Here is an 18,179-nt window from a genome sequence, read left to right on the forward strand (position 1 = left end):
GGTCAACAACGGTACGCCCTCTATTGACCAGTGGTCAACGCCAGGGCAGACTGGCCCCGTGCCCTCCGCTCCCCCGCGCCGCGACGCCGCCGACCGCCGCGCCCAGGTGCTCGCCGTCGCCGTCGGCCTGGCCGAGGAGTCCGGCCTCGACCAGCTCGGTGCCGCGGCCGTCGCGACCCGCGCCGGGGTGTCCAAGCCCCTGGTGTTCCACTACTTCGGCACCGCCGCCGGGCTGCGCCGCGCCGTCGCGCTCACGGCCGTCGAGCACGCCCGCGAGGCGCTCGGCGCGCCGCCGGCGGGCCCCGCCGACCCCGCGGCCGCCGCCGCGCCCCTGGCCGCGTTCCTCGACGCCGTCGTCGCCCGGAGGAGCACCTGGCAGGGCATCTGGCAGGGCGCGCTCGCCGGCGACGCCCCCACGGAGGCCGCCCTCGCCGACCTGCGCACCGGCCTGGTCGACCGGCTCACCGCCGCACCCCGCCGCGCCGACACCCCGCGGGCCCGCCTGCTCACGTCCGGCTGGGTCGCGCTCGCGGAGCACCTCGTCGCGGCGTGGCTCGCGGGCGGCACCGACGTGAGCCGCGACGAGCTCGAGGGCCTCGTCCTCGAGACGTTCGCGCAGCTCGCCGGGGCGCTCACGCGCGACGGGGCCTGACACCCGCAGCCCGAGCGGCGAGTCGTCCCCGTCCGCGGTACGACGGAGAGACCGCGTGACGTCAGGCCTCGGCGTGACAGGCGGCCGCCGGCCGTGCCGGCACGACGACCCGGAGGTCCCCGTGACCGATCGTCAGCTCCAGCGCGCCGTCGTCACGGGCGGCGCGGGCTTCCTCGGCAGCCACCTGTGCACCGCGCTGCTCGCACGCGGCACCGAGGTGGTGTGCCTCGACAACTTCCTTACCGGAGACCCGGCCAACGTCGCCCATCTCGTCGGCGAGCCAGGCTTCCACCTCACCAGCTGCGACGTGACCGACTTCGTGCATGTCCCCGGGCCGGTGGACCTGGTGCTCCACCTCGCCTCCCCCGCCTCACCCGTCGACTACCTCCACCTGCCCATCCACACGCTCAAGGTGGGCGCCATCGGCACGTTCCACGCGCTCGGCCTCGCCAAGGACAAGGGTGCCCGCTTCGTCCTCGCCTCGACGTCGGAGGTCTACGGCGACCCCCAGGTCCATCCCCAGCCCGAGGACTACTGGGGCCACGTCAACCCCGTCGGCCCCCGTGGCGTCTACGACGAGTCGAAGCGCTACGCCGAGGCGCTGACCACCGCCTACCGCGGCGTCCACGACGTCGACACGGGCATCGCCCGCCTGTTCAACACCTACGGCCCGGCCATGCGGTCGGGCGACGGGCGCGCCATCCCGACGTTCATCACGCAGGCGCTCGCGGGCGAGCCGGTCACGGTGGCCGGGGACGGGCGCCAGACGCGGTCGATCTGCTACGTCGACGACCTGGTGCGCGGCGTCCTCGCCCTGGCGGCCTCCGACGACGCCGGACCGGTCAACCTGGGCAACCCCACGGAGCTCTCGGTCGAGCAGATCGCGCGTGACGTCGTGGCGGCGACCGGCTCACGCTCGCCGATCGTGCACGTGGACCGGCCGGTCGACGACCCCCAGGTGCGCCGCCCGGACATCACGCGGGCGCGCGAGCGCCTGGGCTGGGAGCCCCGGATCACGTGGGAGGACGGCCTGGGGCGGACGGTGCGCTGGTTCGTGGACGCCCGGCGGCAGGCCGCGTGACGGCCGGCCGGGCCAGGAGGTCCTCGGCGGCCGCGACCACCTCCGCCGACCCGATGCGCGCGAGCACCGGGTCGGTGCGCGACCCGTGCGGGTCACCGGGAGCGCCGTCGTCGCCGTGCCAGAGCACCGTGTGGAGCTCAGGGTCGATCGCGGGACCCCACCGCTCCGGCGCGGTGGGGCCGAAGAGCAGCACCGACGGCGTCCCGACGGCCGTCGCCACGTGCGCGACGCCCGTGTCACCGCACACGAGCAGGCGGGCGCCCGCCACCCGCCGCGCGAGGCCGGGCACGTCGAGCCCGCCGGCCAGCACCGTGACGGCACCCGCGGGTCCGCCCGTGGCGTCGGCGACCCGTTCGCACAGCCCCCGCTCGCCCGCCACGCCTGTCAGCGCGACCTGCATGCCGTGCGCGACGAGCGCCGCCGCGATGCGCGCCCACCGCCGCTCCGGCCACCGGCGCGACGCCGCGGCCGCACCGGGGTGGATCAGCACCTCGCCGGGGCGCTCGGCGTCGGGGTCGACGTCGAGGCGGAGGTCCTGCGGGCCGCACGGGCCGCCGACGGCCCGCAGCAGGCGGCACCAGCGTGCGACCTCGTGCTCGCGCTCGTCCCAGGCCGGCAGGCCTCGCACGTGCCCCGCGACCCGGACGTCGGGGCAGGCGAACGCGACAAGGCGCGCCGGACGCGTCGCGGCGAGGACGCGGTGGCTGACGGGGCCGCGGCCGTGCAGGTTGACGGCGACGTGCCTGCGGCCGTCCCACGCCAGCGGCTCGAGCCCGTGCGCGGGGATGACCTCGTCGACCACGCCGAGCCCGCGCAGCCACGCACCGGGTCCCGGCGGCCCGGCCAGGTGGAGGCGCGCGCCGGGCCAGGCCCGTCGGACGCCGCGCAGCGCGGCGACCGCGGCGCACGCGTCGCCCAGGCCCAGCGCGCGCAGCACCAGCACGTCGCTCACGGCCAGGACGACTCCTGCGACGCCATGACGAGCAGCTCGCGGATCTCCGACCCCGGTGGCTGGGTGAGTGCCGTGACGACGGCCGCCGCCGTGGCTGCCGGGTCGTTGAGCGCCGCGTCCGGGCCCGGCCGGTACTGCGCGGCGCGGCCGTCGAAGAACGGCGTCCGCATCCCGCCGGGCACCAGCAGGGTGACGCCCACCTGCCCGGCCAGCTCCGCCGCGAGCGCCTGGGTGAACCCGCGGATCGCGAACTTGGAGGCGCAGTAGGCGGTCGCGTCACCCGCACCGCGCAGCGCAAGGGTCGAGGCGACGGTGACGACGGTGCCGTGCGTGCGCCTGAGGTGCGGCAGCGCGGCCCGGACGACGGCCGCGGTGCCGAAGAGGTTGACACGCACGACGCGCTCCCAGTCAGCGGCGTCGACGCCGTCGAGCGGGCCGGGCACGTCGATGCCCGCGGCGGTGACGACGCCGTCGGGTGGACCGACCTCCAGCACGAGCGCGTCGACCGCCCGGGCGGTCGCGGCGGAGTCGGCGAGGTCGACGGCGGCGAACGGCACGGGGTCGGGCGGGGGGACGCGGTCGAGGACGGCGGGCTTGCCGCCCGCGGCGGCCACCGCGCGCACGACGGCCGCGCCGAGGCCGCTCGACCCGCCGGTGACGAGGACGGTCCCGACGGGGCGAGGAGTGGGGACTGCTGTCATCGCAAGACCTCCAGGTCGGGGCGTGGCCCGGTGGCGGACCGCGCGAGGATCGCGGTGGTGGACTGCCCGGGCACGTAGGGCAGCAGCACGACGCTGCCGCCGTGGCCCTCGACCACGAACCGCTCGGGCAGGGCGGACGTGTCGTAGTCGCCGCCCTTGACCCACACGTCAGGACGCAGGCGGGCCAGCGCGGCGGCGGGGTCCGGCCCGTCGAACACGACGACCTCGTCCACGCAGCCCAGGGCCCGCAGCACGCGCGCCCGGTCTGCCGCGTGCTGGACCGGACGGTCCGGGCCCTTGAGGGCGCGCACGCTCGCGTCGGAGTTGAGGAGGACGACGAGCGAGCCCCCCAGGGTGCGGGCCGTCTGGAGCATCGCGACGTGCCCGGCGTGCAGCAGGTCGAAGCAGCCGCCTGTGGCCACGAGCCGTCCGCCGCGAGCGCGCAGCCGGGCGGCGAGCGCCTCGAGCGACTCACCCGCACGTCCTGGCGGCCGAGGCGTCCCGGGACCGGGCCGGTGGTGGAGCGCGGCCGTGCCTCCGGCCCGCACCCAGCCGGTCGCGTCGACGACGGCCTGCTCGACCGCCTCGGCGGCACCCGCGCCGCGGGCGAGCGCGAGCGCGGCGGAGACGGCGAACCGGTCGCCGGCGCCGCAGGGATCGCCGTCCGCGCGCCCGGGCGTGGGCGCGAAGCGGACCTGGCCGCCGTCGGCGAGGTAGGCGCCGGCCGCGCCCGCGGTCACGGCCAGCGCGGCGCACCCCCAGGCGGAACGGAGACGGGCCGCCACGCGCTCGGGGCCCGCCGGCCCGCCGCACCCGTCGGCGTGGCGGCCGTGCGCCTCCAGCGCCGCCCGCGCCTCGGCGACGTTCGGGGTGGCGAGGCGCACGCCGGGGACGGGCGGAGCGCCCCGGGGGTGCGGGTCCCACACCACACGCCCGGCCACCGGCGTCAGCCGGGCACGCAGCTCGGCGTCGCGCGTGACGCCGCCGCCGTAGTCGGACACGAGCACGACGTCGGCGGCGTCGACCAGCTCGGCGACCACGTCGCCCGGCACGGTCGTCGGCGTCCCGGGGCCGCCGTCGTCGAGCCGCACGAGCGTGTGGCCGCCGCTGCGCACGCGCATCTTGGTGCGGGTGCGTCCCGCGTGCCCGAGCGGCACGACCTGTGCGGCAACCTCCACCTGCTCGGTCAGGAGCCGCCCGTCGGGGTCGTTCGCGATCGGGGCGACGAGCGTGACGTCCGCGCCGTCGCCGGCCGCGAGCAACGCCGCCAGACCCGCGCCGCCGGGCGACGCGTGCACGCCGGTCACGTCGAGGACCGGCGCGGGGGCGTCGGGGGTCACCCGGTCGACGGTCCCCTCGACGTCGCGGTCCAGCAGCACGTCCCCCACGACGACGATGCGGGTCCGGCTCATGCCGGCACCTCCGCGACGGCGGCGACACCGGCGGTGGCCCCGAGCGCCTCGTCGAGCGCCGCACAGACGGCGTGCAGCGCCACGAGGTGGACGGCCTGGACGGTCGCGGTGTTGGGCGCCGCGACGACGAGCGCGTCGTCGCAGCGCGCGGCGAGCGGGTTGGGCAGCGGCCCCACCAGTCCCCACACGAGGACGCCGCACTCGCGGGCACGCTCGGCGGCCCGCAGCACGTTGGGGCTGCGGCCCGAGGTGGACAGCGCCACGAGCACGTCCCCAGGGCGGCCGTGCGCCTCGACCTGCCGGGCGAACATCTCGTCCACGCCGTAGTCGTTGACGATCGCCGTGAGGCTCGACGTCTCGGCCGACAGGCACACCCCCGCCAGCGGGCGGCGGTCGCCGTCGAACCGGCCGACGAGCTCGGCCGTCAGGTGCTGCGCCTGGGCGGCGCTGCCGCCGTTGCCGACGGCCAGCAGGCGGTGCCCGTGGGTGAGCCGGTCGGCGAGGAGCCGACCCCACCGGTCAATGGTGGCGGTCTGGCCGCGCAGGTCGTACAGCGCGAACCGCAGGTCGTGGTCGTGGTCCTCGAGCCACCGTGCGACGCTCACGACGCCACCTCCTGCGAGAGTCGTGCGGCGTCGGCCTGCCGCTGGTAGACGGCCGCGGTGGCCATGCCGACGCGGGCCCAGGTGTACCGGTCGAGGGCACGCCGGCGGGCAGCGGCGCCGTAGGCGGCACCGACGTCGGGCCGGGCGAGCAGGTCGCTGACCGCGGTGGTGAGCGCGGCGTGGTCGCGCGGCGGGACGAGCCGACCGGTGACGCCGTCCAGCACGGTGTCGAGCAGCCCGCCGACGGCGGCCCCGACGACCGGGACGCCGCACGCGGCCGCCTCCACGGGCACGATGCCGAACGGTTCGTACCAGGGTGCGGCGACGACGACGTCGGCCGAGCACAGCAGGCCGGGCACGTCCTCGCGCGCGACGCGGCCAAGGAACCGCACCCGGTCGGCGACGCCGAGCTCCCCGGCGAGACGCCGCAGGCGGGCGACGTCTGGGTCGGCGCCGAGCCCCTCGGGCGGCGGCCCGCCCGCCACGAGCAGCTCGGTGCCCGGCAGGTCGCGCACGGCACGGATCGCCAGGTCGACGCCCTTGCGCTCGACCAGTCGTCCCAGGCTCACGAGCCGGTGCTCCTGGGCCCGCGGCGGCACCCGCGGCGACATCGCCCCGGGACGGAACAGGCCGGCGTCGACGCCGCACGGCACCACGTGCACCTGCGACGCCGGGACGCCGAGCTCCTCGAGCTCGCGCACCTCGTCGCCGCAGGTCGCCACCACGCAGTCGGCGGTGCGGCCGATGTCGGCCTCGGCCGCGACCCGGCCGCGCGGGCTCGTGTCCTGCTCGCGCTGGTGACGGCGCTTGACCGAGCCGAGCGCGTGGTACGTCACCACCACGGGGGTCCGGCCGAGCCGCGGCCGGCCGGGCAGGGACCGCGCCGCGCGCAGCGTCGCGAGCGCCGACATCCAGAAGTGGGCGTGCGCGACGTCGGGCGGGTCGGGCCGCCACCGGTCGGCGAGCCAGTCCCCCAGGGCGTCCATGTAGGGCAGCAGCTCGTCCCGGGGCACCGTGACGGGCGGCCCTGCCGGGACGTGGACGACGTCGACGCCGGCCCGCAGCGGCACCCGTTCGGGCAGGGCGGTGTCGTCACGCCGCGTGTACACCTCGACGGTGTGCCCGCCGTCGGCCAGGGCCGAGGCCAGCGCCGCGACGTGCACGTTCTGGCCTCCCGCCTCGGCGCCGCCCACGACGGCGAGCGGGCTGGCGTGCTCGGACACGAGCGCGATCCTCATCAGGTCACCTCCAGGAACAGGTCATCCCACCGGGTCAGGAACCGGTCCAGGGAGAACCGGTCCAGGGCATGACGGCGCGCGGCGCGGCCTCGTTCGCGCGCCTCGTCGCGGTCGGCGAGCAGACGGCGGGCGGCGTCGCGCAGCAGGTCGGGGTCGGTGCTGACGACGCCGGCGTCGTCGGGCACCGACTCGGGGACCGCGGTCGCAGCGAGGGCGACCACCGGCATGCCGAGGGTCATCGCCTCGACGAGCGCGAGCCCGAGGCTCGTCCAGCGGTACGGGTGCAGGTAGGCGCGCGCTCCCGCCAGGTCTTGGTGCAGCCGCGCCTGCGGCAGGTCCTCGCGCAGGGCGGTCCCGGGCGGGACGTGCCCGGCCAGCGCGGCGACGCCCATGCCGTAGACGTCGGCCGGCACGTCTCGCACGATCCGCACGAGCAGGTCCGTGCCGGCGACGCGCCAGCGCCGCACCGGCTCGTTGACGACGGCTGCGACGCGTTCGCGCTCGCCCGTCCACAGCGGGCCGGGGTCGACGACCCCGTGCTCGATGACGCGCGTCGGGGTGCTGCCCGCGTCCCACATGACGGCGTTGAAGCCGGTCACGTGGACCAGGACGAGGTCGTCCCGGTCTGCGACGGGGTGCCGGGTGTCCGCGGCGGGGCCGCGGGGCGTGTCGTGCTCGAGGTACACCGCGGGCACGGTGCGCCCGGCCCGCAGCCCGGTCCACCGTTCCAGCAGCCCGGCCTCGTGCGGACGCTGCAGCACGACGACGTCGACGGGTTCGTCGCGCAGCCGGTCGATGGGCACCTCACGCGCCGAGGCCGGCCAGTCCCACGTGCGGGCGCGGCCCCGCCCGTCAGGCGTGCGGCCGGGGTCCACGGGGAGCACATAGTCGTGGCGGCCCTGGACGAACGCCGTGGTCCAGGACCCGTGCACGTGCCACAGCAGCACCCTCATCGCCCGGACCTCCGGATCACGCTGTGGACCGCCTCGACCACGAAGCCGGGGGTCACCCCGCTCAGGCACGGGTGCCCCACCACGGGGCAGCGCCGGGCCCGCGTGCCGGCGCATGCCGCCGTCTGGTCGCCCAGCACCACCGACCTCACTCGCCACGGGCGCCAGAGCTCCACGGGCACCACCGGCGAGAAGAGGCTGACCACGGGCGTTCCCACGGCGGCGGCCAGGTGCGCCGGACCGGTGTTGCCGACGACGACGGCCCGCGCGGCGCGCAGCACCGCCGCGAGCCGCGCGTACGAGGTCCGTCCCGCCACCGAGATCCCGTGCCCGCCCGCGACCTGCGCGGCGAGCGCCCCCTCCGCGCTCGCGCCCGTGACGACGACGCGCAGCCCGTCCGCGACGAGCGCCGCCACGATGGCGGCGGCGTGGTCCGCGGTGGGCGCCCGCGCCGGCACGGCCGCGCCGGGGTGCACGACGACGAACGGCCGGTCCGGGACGAGGTCCGTCACGTCGGGCAGCGGCTCGCGGACGGCGAGGCGGGCGTCGTCTCCCTCCGGCAGCGGGGCGCCGAGCGCACGGACGAGGTCGAGCGCGGCCTCGACCTCGTGCCGGGCCGGGGCGCGGCGGTGTCGCAGGTCGAGCAGCGACCCGGGGTAGTCCTCGCAGTCGGCGGCCAGGAACCCGACGCCGGCGGCCCGCAGCACGAGCGCCGCAGGCAGCGGGCTCTGATGGTGCGAGACGAGGATGACGCCGCGGTCGTACCGGCGCGCGCTCAGGTCCGTGGCGAGCCTGGCGAGCGCGGCCCGGTCGAGCGGCGGCGGCCGGTAGCCTGACCAGGGCGCGCTGAACACGTGGGTGCGCCGGACGCCGGGCAGCAGCCCGGCAGCCTGCTCTCCCGCCGGCGAGACGAGCAGGTCGACGGGACCGTCGGCTGCGAGCGCACGCACGGCGGGTCCGGCGAGCAGCACGTCGCCGTCGCTGTCGAGCCGGACGGCCAGGGAGCTGGTCATGATCGTCCTCTCGTCGCGAGCCACCGCAGGGCGCCGGCGAGGTCCCCGGCCGCGGCGGGTGCCGCCTCGACCTCCGCGGCGCGGGTGGCGTCGGTAGGCACGAGCACCGTCCGCGCCCCGGCCGCGAGCCCCGCCTCGACGTCGGCGCCGGTGTCCCCGACGACGGCGCACTCCCAGGGGGCCAGGCCCAGGTGACGCGCTGCGTCGAGCACGAGCCCGGGCTCGGGCTTGCGGCACGCGCACCCGTCCCCGGCCCCGTGCGGGCACACGGCGACGACGTCGAACGGACCCAGCAGCTCGGCGACGCGCGCGTTGACCGCGTCCACCTGCCGGGTGTCGAGCAGCCCGCGCGCGATGCCGGACTGGTTGGTGACGATGCCGACCGCGATGCCGCAGCGGCGCAGGGCGTCGAGCGTCGCACGGGCGCCGGCGACGGGGCGCACCGCCGCGGGGTCGCCGTTGTAGGGGACGTCGTGCACGAGCGTGCCGTCGCGGTCGAAGAGCACCGCCCGCGTGGACGGACGCCACGGCCGTGGGTCGCGGTGCGCCTGGGCCACCCCCGCGAGGCGGTGGGCGACGGCCACGGGCGGGATCACGACGGAGGTCCACGCCATGCGACCCCACTCCCCGGCCCAGCCAGGGTCACCGGGGCGCGGTCCTGGCGCCACCCGCCGGGCCAGGAAGTCGGTGGTGAGCGCAGCCCATGTGGCCGCACCCACGACCGCGGCCTCGGGGGCGCGCGCGACCGCCCCCGCGAGTGCGAGCGCGGCGCCGGCCACGGTGGCGACATGGACGGGAAACCGCCCCGACCCGGTCTGCGCCTCGGCGCGCCACCGGTGACCGTGCAGGACGCGCATGCGGGCGTCGTCGCGCGCCCCGGCCTGGGTGCGAACGCTCACGCTCGCCGAGGCGGCACGCACGGGGTGTACCACCAGGCGGCGGCCGCTCGCGAGCACCCACCCGCGCTGCCGCAGGCGCAGGGCGAGGTCGGCGTCCTCCCGGTAGGCGCGGCCGAACCGCTCGTCGAAGCCCTCGACCTCGTCGAGCGCGGCGCGGCGCACGGCAGCGTCGGCGGTCGCGTACCGGGCATGCTCGAGACCGGCGGTCGTGCGCTCCCAGTCGGTGGGATGACGTCGGCTCGGGACCCGCAGCCGCCCGTACACGGCCGCGGTGCCGTCGTCGGCCGCGGCGAGGTCCGCGCGCAGCGCCGCGCCCCAGCCGGGTGGCAGCACGACGTCGTCGTCGAGGAACACGACCCAGGACGTGCAGGCCAGCCGCCAGCCCGCGTTCCGGGCGGCCGCCGGGCCGCGCCCGCCGGTGCGCAGCGTCCGCACGGGCAGGTCCGCGTCGCCCAGGTCGAGGGGGGCGGGCCGGCGCGCGCGGTCGTCGACGACGAGGACGGCGTCGGGCCCGCCGGTCCGCGAGCCAGCGCACGCCGCCGCGAGCGAGACGAGCATCCGCGCGAGCTCGGGGCGCCCGACGGTCGGGACCACCGCCGTCCAGGACCGGGCGTCGCTCATGCCGCCTCCCGCGCGAACAGCGCGGCGCGCCGCACCAGGTGCGGCCCGAGCACGAGCAGGTCCACGGGCGCCGACCCGAACAGCTCGAGCGCGTCGCGCGGGTCGTCGACCATGGGCCGCCCGGCCGTGTTGAGCGACGTGTTGACGAGCACGGGCAGCCCGGTCCGCTGCTCGAACGCGTCCAGCAGCCGGGCCAGGCGCGACCCGTCGGGGTCGACCGTCTGGATGCGGGCCGTGCCGTCCACGTGCACGACGGCTGGGATGCGGTCGCGCCACGCCGGGAGCACGCGGTGCACGAACAGCATGTACGGGCTGGGCAGCGGGCCGTCGGCGAACACCTCGGCGGCCCGGTCGGCGCGCACCATCGGCGCGACGGGCCGGAACTGCTCGCGCCCCTTGACGGCGTTGAGCCGCTCGGCGTTGTCGGCGACGCCGGGGTGCGCGAGGAGCGAGCGGTGCCCGAGAGCGCGCGGGCCGAACTCGGAGCGCCCGTCGAACCAGCCGACGACGGCGTCGGCGGCGAGCGCCTCGGCGACCTGGTCCGTCAGGTCGCCGGGCGTGGTGAAGGGCACGTGGGCGGCGGTCAGGCGGGCGGCGAGCTCGTCGTCGTCCCAGCCGCGCCCGAGGTCCGCGCCGGGCATCAGCCGGACGTCGTCCCCGGCGTCGGCCGCGACCTGGAGTGCCGCACCGAGCGCCGTGCCGGCGTCGCCGGCCGCGGGCTGGACCCACACGTCGGCGAACCCGGCCTCCCGCCAGATGCGCGAGTTCGCCACGCAGTTGAGGGCTACCCCGCCTGCGAGGGCGAGCGCGTCGTCCCCGGTGCGCTCGCGCAGCCAGGACGCGAGCTCGACGAGCACCTCCTCGACACGGGCCTGCACCGAGCAGGCCAGGTCGGCGTGGGCGTCGTCCCAGTCCTCGGCGCGCGGGTCACGCCGCGTGGCCCACCGCGACCAGTCGGGCACCGGGGCGTCGAACCCGCCGTCCGGCCGGGCCCGCACGATCCCGCGCAGCTCCCCGAGGAACCGCGGCTCGCCATAGGCCGCGAGCGCCATGACCTTGTACTCGTCCGAGGAGCGCAGGAACCCGAGGTGCTCGGTGAGCGACTCGTACAGCAGCCCGAGCGAGTCGGGCAGGTCCTGGGAGGCGAGCACGTGCAGGCGCCGCTCTGCGTCGTAGTGCCCGGCCAGGTGCGAGGCGTGCTCGCCGCGGCCGTCCAGCACCAGCACGCTGCACGCGGCGAACGGCCCGGCGAGGGCGGCCGAGGCGGCGTGGGCGACGTGGTGCGGCACGTGGCGCACGCGCGCCGGCTCCAGGCCGGGCAGCGCGGTGGCGAGGAACCCCGCGACGTTGTCCGCGTACGTCCAGCGCAGGTGGTCCCACGGGTCGTCGAGGCCGAGCGCCGCGGCTGGCTTGGCCAGCGCGGGGTCGACGCCGTACGCCACCGCGTCGAGGTCACCGGGGGCCAGGCCGGCGGCGGTCAGGCACCAGGACATGGCCTGCTCGGGCAGCTCCCAGGCCGAGAACGGGACGGGTCGCTTGCCGTGCTTGCGGCGGGAGAACCGTTCCTCCTCCGCCGCGGCGACCACCTGACCGTCGACGACGAGCGCGGCGGAGGGGTCGTGGAAGAGCGCGTTGACGCCGAGAACTCGCATCGGAGCTCAACCTTCTGCGCCGATCCGCCTGGTCGCCCGCAGACCGGAGCCCCGGCGGAGTCGTCCCTCCACTGTGTGGCGGACCACGGCGGCTCGCACACCGAACCGGTGACGGGCTACGCCCAGGGGTCGAGCACGACCTTGACGCAGCCGTCGTCCTTGCGCTGGAAGAGCTCGTACGCGTCCGCGGCCTTCTCGAGCGGCATCCGGTGCGTGCGCAGGTCGAGCACCCCGAGCGGGTCGGCCGGGTCGGTGACCAGAGGCAGCAGATCCTCGACCCAGCGCCGCACGTTGGCCTGCCCCATGCGCAGCGTCACCTGCTTGTCGAACATCTGCATGAGCGGCAGCGGGTCCTTCGCGCCCCCGTACACGCCGGAGAGCGAGATCGTGCCGCCGCGCCGGACGACGTCGATCGCCGTGAGGAGCGCTGCGAGCCTGTCCACCCCGGCGGCGTCGACCAGCGACGCCGCCACACCGTCGGGCAGATGGGCCGCGGCGTTCTGCGCGGTCCGTGCCAGCGGCGATCCATGCGCCTCCATGCCGACGGCGTCGACGACGGCGTCGGCGCCACGCCCCTGCGTGCACGACCGGACCACGTCGCCCACGTCGTCCTCGGAGGCGTGCGACGCGTCGAGCACCTCGATCCCGTGGCGGGCCGCCATCGCCAGGCGCGCCGGCTCCAGGTCGATCCCGATCACGCGGGCGGCCCTCCGGTGCAGCGCGACCCGCGCGGCCATCTGCCCGACCGGCCCCAGGCCCAGCACCACCACGGTGTCGTCAGGGCGGACTCCGGCGTACTCGACGCCCTGCCACGCGGTGGGCAGCACGTCGGAGAGGAACAGGTAGCGCTCGTCGGGCTCGTCGTCGTCGGGCACCACCACGGGCCCGTAGTCGGCGTGCGGCACGCGCAGGTACTGCGCCTGGCCGCCCGGCACCGACCCGTAGAGCCGGGTGTATCCGAACAGGGCCGCACCCTTGTGCTCCGCACGGACCTGGGTCGTCTCGCACTGGGACTGGAGACCGCGCAAGCACATCCAGCACGTCCCGCACGCGATGCCGAACGGCACCACGACGCGGTCCCCCACGCGCAGGCGCCCCGCCGCCGGTCCGACCTCCTCGACCACGCCCATGGCCTCGTGCCCGAGCACGTCGCCCTTGTCGAGGTACATGCCGAGCAGCCCGTACAGGTGGAGGTCCGAGCCGCACACCGCGGTCGACGTCACGCGCACGACGGCGTCCTGCGGCTCGACGACGCGGGGGTCGTCGACGTCCTCGACGGCGACCGTGTGCCGCTTCTGCCAGGTCAGCGCGCGCACGGGTCAGCCCCCGCGGAGCCCGGCCACGGTCACTCCTCGAGCTCGTCGAGCGTGCTCCGGGGGTTCATGTTCGCCGGGTCGGCGTCGGTGTCCTCGTAGGCGTCCGACTCGGGGGTGTCGTGCGCGGCCGCCCCGGTGCGCGGGTTCATGGCCTCCGGGTCGGCGTCGGCGTCCTGCTCCGGGTCGTAGGCGTCGCTTTCGGCGCCGGGCTGCGTGGTCATGGCGGCCTCCTTCTCGCGTCCTCCTGCCACGGTCACGCGGACGCCGTCGACTCGCACCCGGGCCGCGCGCCCCCGTCAGCGCAGGACCAGCTCGACCTCCGGGTGCCCCGCGAACACCTCGAGCACCAGCTCGAGGTACGTCCTGCCGCGCCCCGCCTCGAGGTCGGCCAGCCGGCGGCGGAAGAGCTCCGCGTCGAACACCTGCGGGTCGTCGACCTTCCCCTGGAGGTGCGCGCGGGTGGCCGCGAACCCGAGCGCCTCGCGGCTGTGGTCGTAGTCGTGCCAGACGACGGCGGCCGGACCGGCCCCGTGCAGCGCGCCGAAGCCGCCGCGCAGCAGGTCGTCCAAGGCGTCGAGGCTCGGCCCGAGCCGCCAGTCCTCCCCTGCCATGAAGACGCGGTCCAGCTCGTCGTAGAACGTGGCGACCGAGTCGACCCGGGCGCCGTCCAGGTGGAACGTGCGGCGGCCGGCGACGACGACGTCGTACTCCGTGAGCTCGGTGCGCCAGTACTCGGCGCCGTCGCGCGTGCGGTGCACCAGGCCCAGGTCGACCATCGCACGCCGCACCCCGACGGGGTCGGCCGCGAGCGCCGCGAGCCGCTGCGTGAGCTCCGGCTCCGTGACGGGCTCGAGCAGGTCGGGCAGGGTCGCGTGCGCGAGCCACCGCGCGACGGCCTTGCGGTGCTCCCACCGGCGCGGCATCGACAGCAGGCGCCCGTCGTGCAGGAACCGGGACACGCCGGGGTTCACGGGAGCCATGCGGCCATCATCGCGCCAGGCTCCGCGGCCGTCACGGGACGGGGGCCTGGCGGCCGCGGTAGACGGCCGTCCGCAGCTCGACGGCGTAGGGCTCCACCTGGGGCATGCCGAGCGACCGGGCGACCGCGATCTCGGCCTCGACGTCGTAGGGCACGCGGACGAACTCGATGCCGAGGGCGCCCGGCTCGGGGTCGTCGAGCGCGCCGTCGAGCACGGCGTAGCTCGGCACGGGCTCGTCGAGCGGGTTGCCGACGCTCCCGACGTTGAAGAGCGTGCGGCCGTCGTCGACCTCGAGGTAGACGCCGTGGATGTCGCCGTACCCGACGACGGACGGCTCCGGTCCGGCTCCGGTGAGGTCGGTCGCGGCGAACATGCCGTCGAACTCCTCGCGCGTGTGCCTGCGGCCGACGCGCACGTGCACGCTCGTCGCGGAGGCGTGGAAGAGGCGGAGGCGCCGCCCGGAGACGAGCGCGTCGTGGCTCAGCGGGAGGGTCCGCAGCCAGTCGCGCTGCTCGGGCCGCAGCTCGTCGTGCCACCAGGCGAGGCCGGGGTCGTCCGAGCCCGCCGCCGCGGGCAGGAAGTCGTCCCAGTTGCCGCGGACGTTGACCTCGCAGGCCGCCTGGCAGCGGTCGACCGCCGCGCTGCCGCGCGGCCCCTTGCCGACGTAGTCGCCGAGGTTCCAGATCCGCTCGATGCCCCGGCGGCGGATGTCGGCGAGCACGGCGTCGAGCGCGGTGAGGTTGCCGTGGACGTCGGAGATGACGGCGATCCGTTCGTGGCCCATGCGGCGATCCTGGCAGAGCGCGACGTCGCGGTGCCGGGTTCCACGCCGTCGGGCGGCGGTCAGGCCAGCGTGAACGGGCGGCCCGCGGCGACGCGGACCAGGCTCGGGTGGCTCGCGTCGGTGAGCAGCGCGCGCACGCGGTACCTGCCCGGGGCGACGCCCGCGAGGGGCAGCGCGGCGGCCCACTCGCCGTGGCGCCAGCCGGCCTGGACCCGACCGGTCGAGACGACGACGGCCTCGGTGTCGTCTCGGACCAGGACGACGACGAGCTCACGGCCCTGGTCGTGCGTCCCCAGGCCGAGCTCGCCGGAGCACGTCAGGCTGCCGTCCGCGCCGAGACCGCCGACGACGTCGTGCCGGGCGTCGACGTGGACGTACCCGTCCTCGAACTCGTCGATGGTGACCCAGGCGCTCGTCTGCGCGGTGTTGAACCAGGCGTCGGTCACGCGGGCGGTCACCGAGCGGACGCCGGCGTGGCGCAGCGAGAGGGCGCCGTCCTCGAACCGGACGGACCAGATGCCGTCGCGCAGGTGGCCCTGGCGGGTCACGCCGGCGACGGAGACCTCGACGTCGATGCCGTCGAGCTCGGAGCCCGACGCCCGACCCGAGACGACGAACCCGTCGTAGGCGGTGAGCAGGCGCGGGCAGGTGACGAGCTCGAGGCGCGGGGCGACGTACGGGCGGGCGGCGGCCGGGGCGGGGTCGGCGAGGTCGACGGCGGCGGCGGTCAGCGGGTGGGCGAGAAGTGTCATGCCGACGACGCTATGCGCTTTCACACCTCACACTTCAGCCGATGGAGCAATCTGCGCGGGAGCCGGCAGCGGCGCGATGTCCGCGGCTGCACGGCTGAGTGGCGCCGCTCGCACCGCCTAGGTACCGCCGCGCCCGCCCTGCGGGCGCGCCCGCCGACGGTCGCCGCGCTGCCGCAGGGCGTCAGGCGCCAAAGGGGAGGTCGTCGTAGGCCTCCTTGACGATCCGGTCGAGCGCGGCGTCGTCCTCGGCCGCGACGGCCGCGCGCAGCTCCGCGGACAGCCGGACCGCGTCGGGCCGCGACCTCGCGTCCCACTCGTCCCTGACGTACCACGTGAGCCGGGATGCCATGCGCTCGCTGAGCTCGCCGAGCACCTGCGCGCCGGAGAACCCGAAGAGCGCGAGGTTGAGACCGGCGTTGACCTCGGAGACCGGAACCTCGGGCTCCGACCCGTACCGGTCCTGGTGGGGCCGGAGCGTCGCGAGGAGCTCCGCCCGGTCGAGCCGCATCGCCCGGCGCAGCGCGACGCGGATCAGCACCCCGTACGCGATGAAGGTGCCCCGGATCGTCACGGGGTCGAGCCGCGCCACGCGCGCCGACCGGTTGAGCTGCTGCTCGACCAGGCCGCGGTTCGCGAGCGCGTCGAGCGCCTGGCGGACCGGCGTGTGCGAGACGCCGAGCCATCCCATGAGCTCCGTCTCGGGCAGCGGCTCGTCCGGGACCAGGGTGCCGTCGAGGATCGCCGCCTCGATCGTGTCGGCGACGAGGTCTCGCGACAGCGCGACCCCCGGCCTGGCCGACCCGTCCGCGAGGGCGCCGTGGCGGTACTCCCCGAAGAGGCTCGTGCCCTCCCACAGCCGGTCCGCGGCCGAGGCCAGGTCGCCCTGGAGGACGTCGGCGACGACGACGCGCTGGATCCGCAGCGCCTCCGCGAGGTCCAGGGCGCCGCTCGCGACGAGATGGTGACGCACGCGCCTGACGTACGGCAGCACCCAGTCGCGCACGCGGTCCAGCTCCGGGTTCCCGGCGAGCTCGAAGAACACGCCGTAGAGCCCGTCGTCCTCCTGGGACGTGAGGAGCGCCTCGCGCATCGTGTCCGCGCCGCGCAGCCAGCGGCCCCGGTAGGACGTCAGCCTGTCGAGGTGGGCGCGCGTGAGCAGGCCCGCCGACTCCCGCACGGCGCGCATCGTCACCCCGGCGAGCACCTCGACGGCCTGGAGCCCGCGGTTCAGGTCGAGCTCGGTGACGAACGTCCCCTTGCGCGGCACGATCCGCACGAGCCACTCGGCCTCCAGCTCGGCGAGGGCGGCGCGCACCGCGGACCGCGTCGTGCCGAACCGGGCCTCCAGCGCCTCGTCGTGGAGGCGCTGGCCCGGCGCGAGGTCGCCGCGCACGATCGCGTCGAGCAGCAGGTCGTACGCCGTCCTGCGCAGGCCGCTCGCCCGCAGATCGACCGGCACCTTCGGAATCGGCATGCCCCAGTGTGGGCCCGGGTCCGCTCACGCTGCCACTCCCACGTCTCAGCGCGCACGGCGTCGCCTTCACGCTTCCAGGGTCCCGCCCGACACAATGAGCCCATGACCGACCCCGACGCCCCGGCCGCCGCCGCCGCGCCCGACCTCTCGCTCCTGCTCGACCGGCTGCACGCCGCGGGGCTGCGCGACGTCGTCGCCGTCGACCCGGCGCCGGGCGGGCAGGCCGCCACCGCGGGCCTGGCACGGCGGTCCAACGGTGGGTCGCTCTTCGTCAAGACGTTCGCCGAGCCGCCGTCCGACGACGCGTTCGCCGCCGAGGCGGAGGGGCTCGCCGCGCTGCGCGACGCCGGCGCAGCCACGCCGGAGGTCGTCGTCACGCACCCCGACCTGCTCGTGCTCACGACGCTGGCGCCGCGCCCCGCGACGGAGGCGTTCTGGGAGCGGCTCGCGCACACGCTCGCGCACCTGCACACCAGCACCCGCCACGCGCGCTTCGGCTGGCACCAGGACAACTGGCTGGGCCGGCGACGCCAGGTCAACACGTGGACCGACGACGGGTTCGAGTTCTTCGCCCAGCACCGGCTGCTGCGCTGGCTCGACGAGCCGAAGGTCCGTGCGGCGCTCGACGCCGCCGACCGCGCGGCCCTCGAGCACCTGTGCGAGCGCCTGCCCGAGCTGCTGCCCGAGCGCCCCGCGTGCCTGGTGCACGGCGACCTCTGGGCGGGCAACGTCCTGGCCACGCCCGACGGCGGACCGGCGCTCATCGACCCCGCCGTCTCGTACACGTGGGCGGAGATCGACCTCGCCCACCTCTGGACCACGGCACCGCCGCCCGAGGCGCACGCCTTCTTCGACCTGTACGCCGACCTGACGGGCCTCGACGCCGGGTGGCGCGACCGGATGCCGATCGTCCAGCTGCGCCAGCACCTGGCGGTCATCGCCCAGTTCGAGCCCGACTGGGGCGCGGCCGAGACCACCCGCACGACGCTCGCGCCGTTCCGCCGGCGCAGGTAGCCCCGAACCGGGTTTCACCCGCACTCCCCGCGCCGCGCCCCTCCCTCCAGGTGTCGCCGTGAACCACCGACGTCGCCGACGCC

General features: G+C 76.6%; 18 protein-coding genes. 3 read left to right on the forward strand and 15 right to left on the reverse strand.

Going from position 1 to position 18,179, the window contains the following annotated elements; all coding sequences use genetic code 11:
- Positions 1-58: 58 nt before the first annotated feature.
- Entirely contained in the window at positions 59-652 is a 594-nt protein-coding gene (locus tag ET471_RS14890) for a TetR family transcriptional regulator (protein WP_129189569.1), read from the forward strand.
- Between the two features lie 121 nt (positions 653-773).
- Entirely contained in the window at positions 774-1,733 is a 960-nt protein-coding gene (locus ET471_RS14895) for a UDP-glucuronic acid decarboxylase family protein (RefSeq protein ID WP_129189571.1), read from the forward strand.
- On the opposite strand, the gene ET471_RS14900 is transcribed toward ET471_RS14895, so the two are convergent.
- The 15 genes from ET471_RS14900 to ET471_RS18090 form a co-directional block, all read right to left on the reverse strand.
- The gene (locus tag ET471_RS14900) at positions 1,666-2,685 is read right to left on the reverse strand and encodes a glycosyltransferase family 9 protein (protein ID WP_129189573.1); all 1,020 of its coding nucleotides are present in this window, start codon (positions 2,683-2,685) and stop codon (positions 1,666-1,668) included. The genes ET471_RS14895 and ET471_RS14900 overlap by 68 nt on opposite strands.
- Positions 2,682-3,386: an SDR family oxidoreductase gene (locus tag ET471_RS14905; protein WP_129189575.1), complete on the reverse strand. Its 705-nt coding sequence runs from the start codon at positions 3,384-3,386 to the stop codon at positions 2,682-2,684. The genes ET471_RS14900 and ET471_RS14905 overlap by 4 nt, the downstream gene beginning before the upstream one ends.
- Complete coding sequence (locus ET471_RS14910; RefSeq protein ID WP_129189577.1) at positions 3,383-4,798, reverse strand: PfkB family carbohydrate kinase; 1,416 nt, start codon at positions 4,796-4,798, stop codon at positions 3,383-3,385. The genes ET471_RS14905 and ET471_RS14910 overlap by 4 nt, the downstream gene beginning before the upstream one ends.
- Positions 4,795-5,403 carry a D-sedoheptulose-7-phosphate isomerase gene (locus ET471_RS14915; RefSeq protein WP_129189579.1) on the reverse strand — a complete coding sequence of 203 codons (609 nt, stop codon included), beginning with the start codon at positions 5,401-5,403 and terminating at the stop codon, positions 4,795-4,797. The genes ET471_RS14910 and ET471_RS14915 overlap by 4 nt, the downstream gene beginning before the upstream one ends.
- Positions 5,400-6,641, reverse strand: coding sequence for a glycosyltransferase (locus ET471_RS14920; protein ID WP_129189581.1), 1,242 nt, complete (start codon positions 6,639-6,641; stop codon positions 5,400-5,402). The genes ET471_RS14915 and ET471_RS14920 overlap by 4 nt, the downstream gene beginning before the upstream one ends.
- Entirely contained in the window at positions 6,641-7,594 is a 954-nt protein-coding gene (locus ET471_RS14925) for a glycosyltransferase (protein ID WP_129189583.1), read from the reverse strand. The genes ET471_RS14920 and ET471_RS14925 overlap by 1 nt, the downstream gene beginning before the upstream one ends.
- On the reverse strand, positions 7,591-8,604 hold the full coding sequence (locus ET471_RS14930) for a glycosyltransferase family 9 protein (protein WP_129189585.1): 1,014 nt from the start codon (positions 8,602-8,604) through the stop codon (positions 7,591-7,593). The genes ET471_RS14925 and ET471_RS14930 overlap by 4 nt, the downstream gene beginning before the upstream one ends.
- The gene (locus tag ET471_RS19005; protein WP_129189587.1) at positions 8,601-10,124 is read right to left on the reverse strand and encodes an HAD-IIIA family hydrolase; all 1,524 of its coding nucleotides are present in this window, start codon (positions 10,122-10,124) and stop codon (positions 8,601-8,603) included. The genes ET471_RS14930 and ET471_RS19005 overlap by 4 nt, the downstream gene beginning before the upstream one ends.
- Positions 10,121-11,776, reverse strand: coding sequence for a carbamoyltransferase family protein (locus ET471_RS14940; RefSeq protein ID WP_129189589.1), 1,656 nt, complete (start codon positions 11,774-11,776; stop codon positions 10,121-10,123). Before ET471_RS14940 ends, ET471_RS19005 begins: the two co-directional genes overlap by 4 nt.
- A 116-nt stretch (positions 11,777-11,892) precedes the next feature.
- A complete protein-coding gene (locus ET471_RS14945) occupies positions 11,893-13,092 on the reverse strand; it encodes a zinc-dependent alcohol dehydrogenase (RefSeq protein WP_129189591.1) in 1,200 nt (399 codons plus the stop codon).
- Between the two features lie 29 nt (positions 13,093-13,121).
- The gene (locus ET471_RS14950) at positions 13,122-13,313 is read right to left on the reverse strand and encodes a hypothetical protein (protein ID WP_129189593.1); all 192 of its coding nucleotides are present in this window, start codon (positions 13,311-13,313) and stop codon (positions 13,122-13,124) included.
- A 75-nt stretch (positions 13,314-13,388) separates the two neighbouring features.
- Positions 13,389-14,072, reverse strand: coding sequence for a DUF2087 domain-containing protein (locus ET471_RS14955; RefSeq protein ID WP_242496312.1), 684 nt, complete (start codon positions 14,070-14,072; stop codon positions 13,389-13,391).
- A gap of 31 nt (positions 14,073-14,103) precedes the next feature.
- Positions 14,104-14,856 (reverse strand): metallophosphoesterase family protein, encoded by a 753-nt coding sequence (locus ET471_RS14960; RefSeq protein ID WP_129189595.1) that lies wholly within the window; start codon positions 14,854-14,856, stop codon positions 14,104-14,106.
- Positions 14,857-14,915: 59 nt separating this feature from the next.
- Positions 14,916-15,608 (reverse strand): hypothetical protein, encoded by a 693-nt coding sequence (locus ET471_RS14965; RefSeq protein ID WP_129189597.1) that lies wholly within the window; start codon positions 15,606-15,608, stop codon positions 14,916-14,918.
- 181 nt (positions 15,609-15,789) lie between these two features.
- Positions 15,790-17,082 (reverse strand): GntR family transcriptional regulator, encoded by a 1,293-nt coding sequence (locus ET471_RS18090; RefSeq protein ID WP_165350509.1) that lies wholly within the window; start codon positions 17,080-17,082, stop codon positions 15,790-15,792.
- Positions 17,083-17,184: 102 nt separating this feature from the next.
- On the opposite strand from ET471_RS18090, the gene ET471_RS14985 reads away from it, so the two are divergent.
- A complete protein-coding gene (locus ET471_RS14985; protein ID WP_129189599.1) occupies positions 17,185-18,096 on the forward strand; it encodes a fructosamine kinase family protein in 912 nt (303 codons plus the stop codon).
- The last annotated feature ends 83 nt before the right edge of the window (positions 18,097-18,179 follow it).

Source organism: Xylanimonas protaetiae (assembly GCF_004135385.1).
In the GTDB taxonomy this organism is placed as follows: domain Bacteria; phylum Actinomycetota; class Actinomycetes; order Actinomycetales; family Cellulomonadaceae; genus Xylanimonas; species Xylanimonas protaetiae.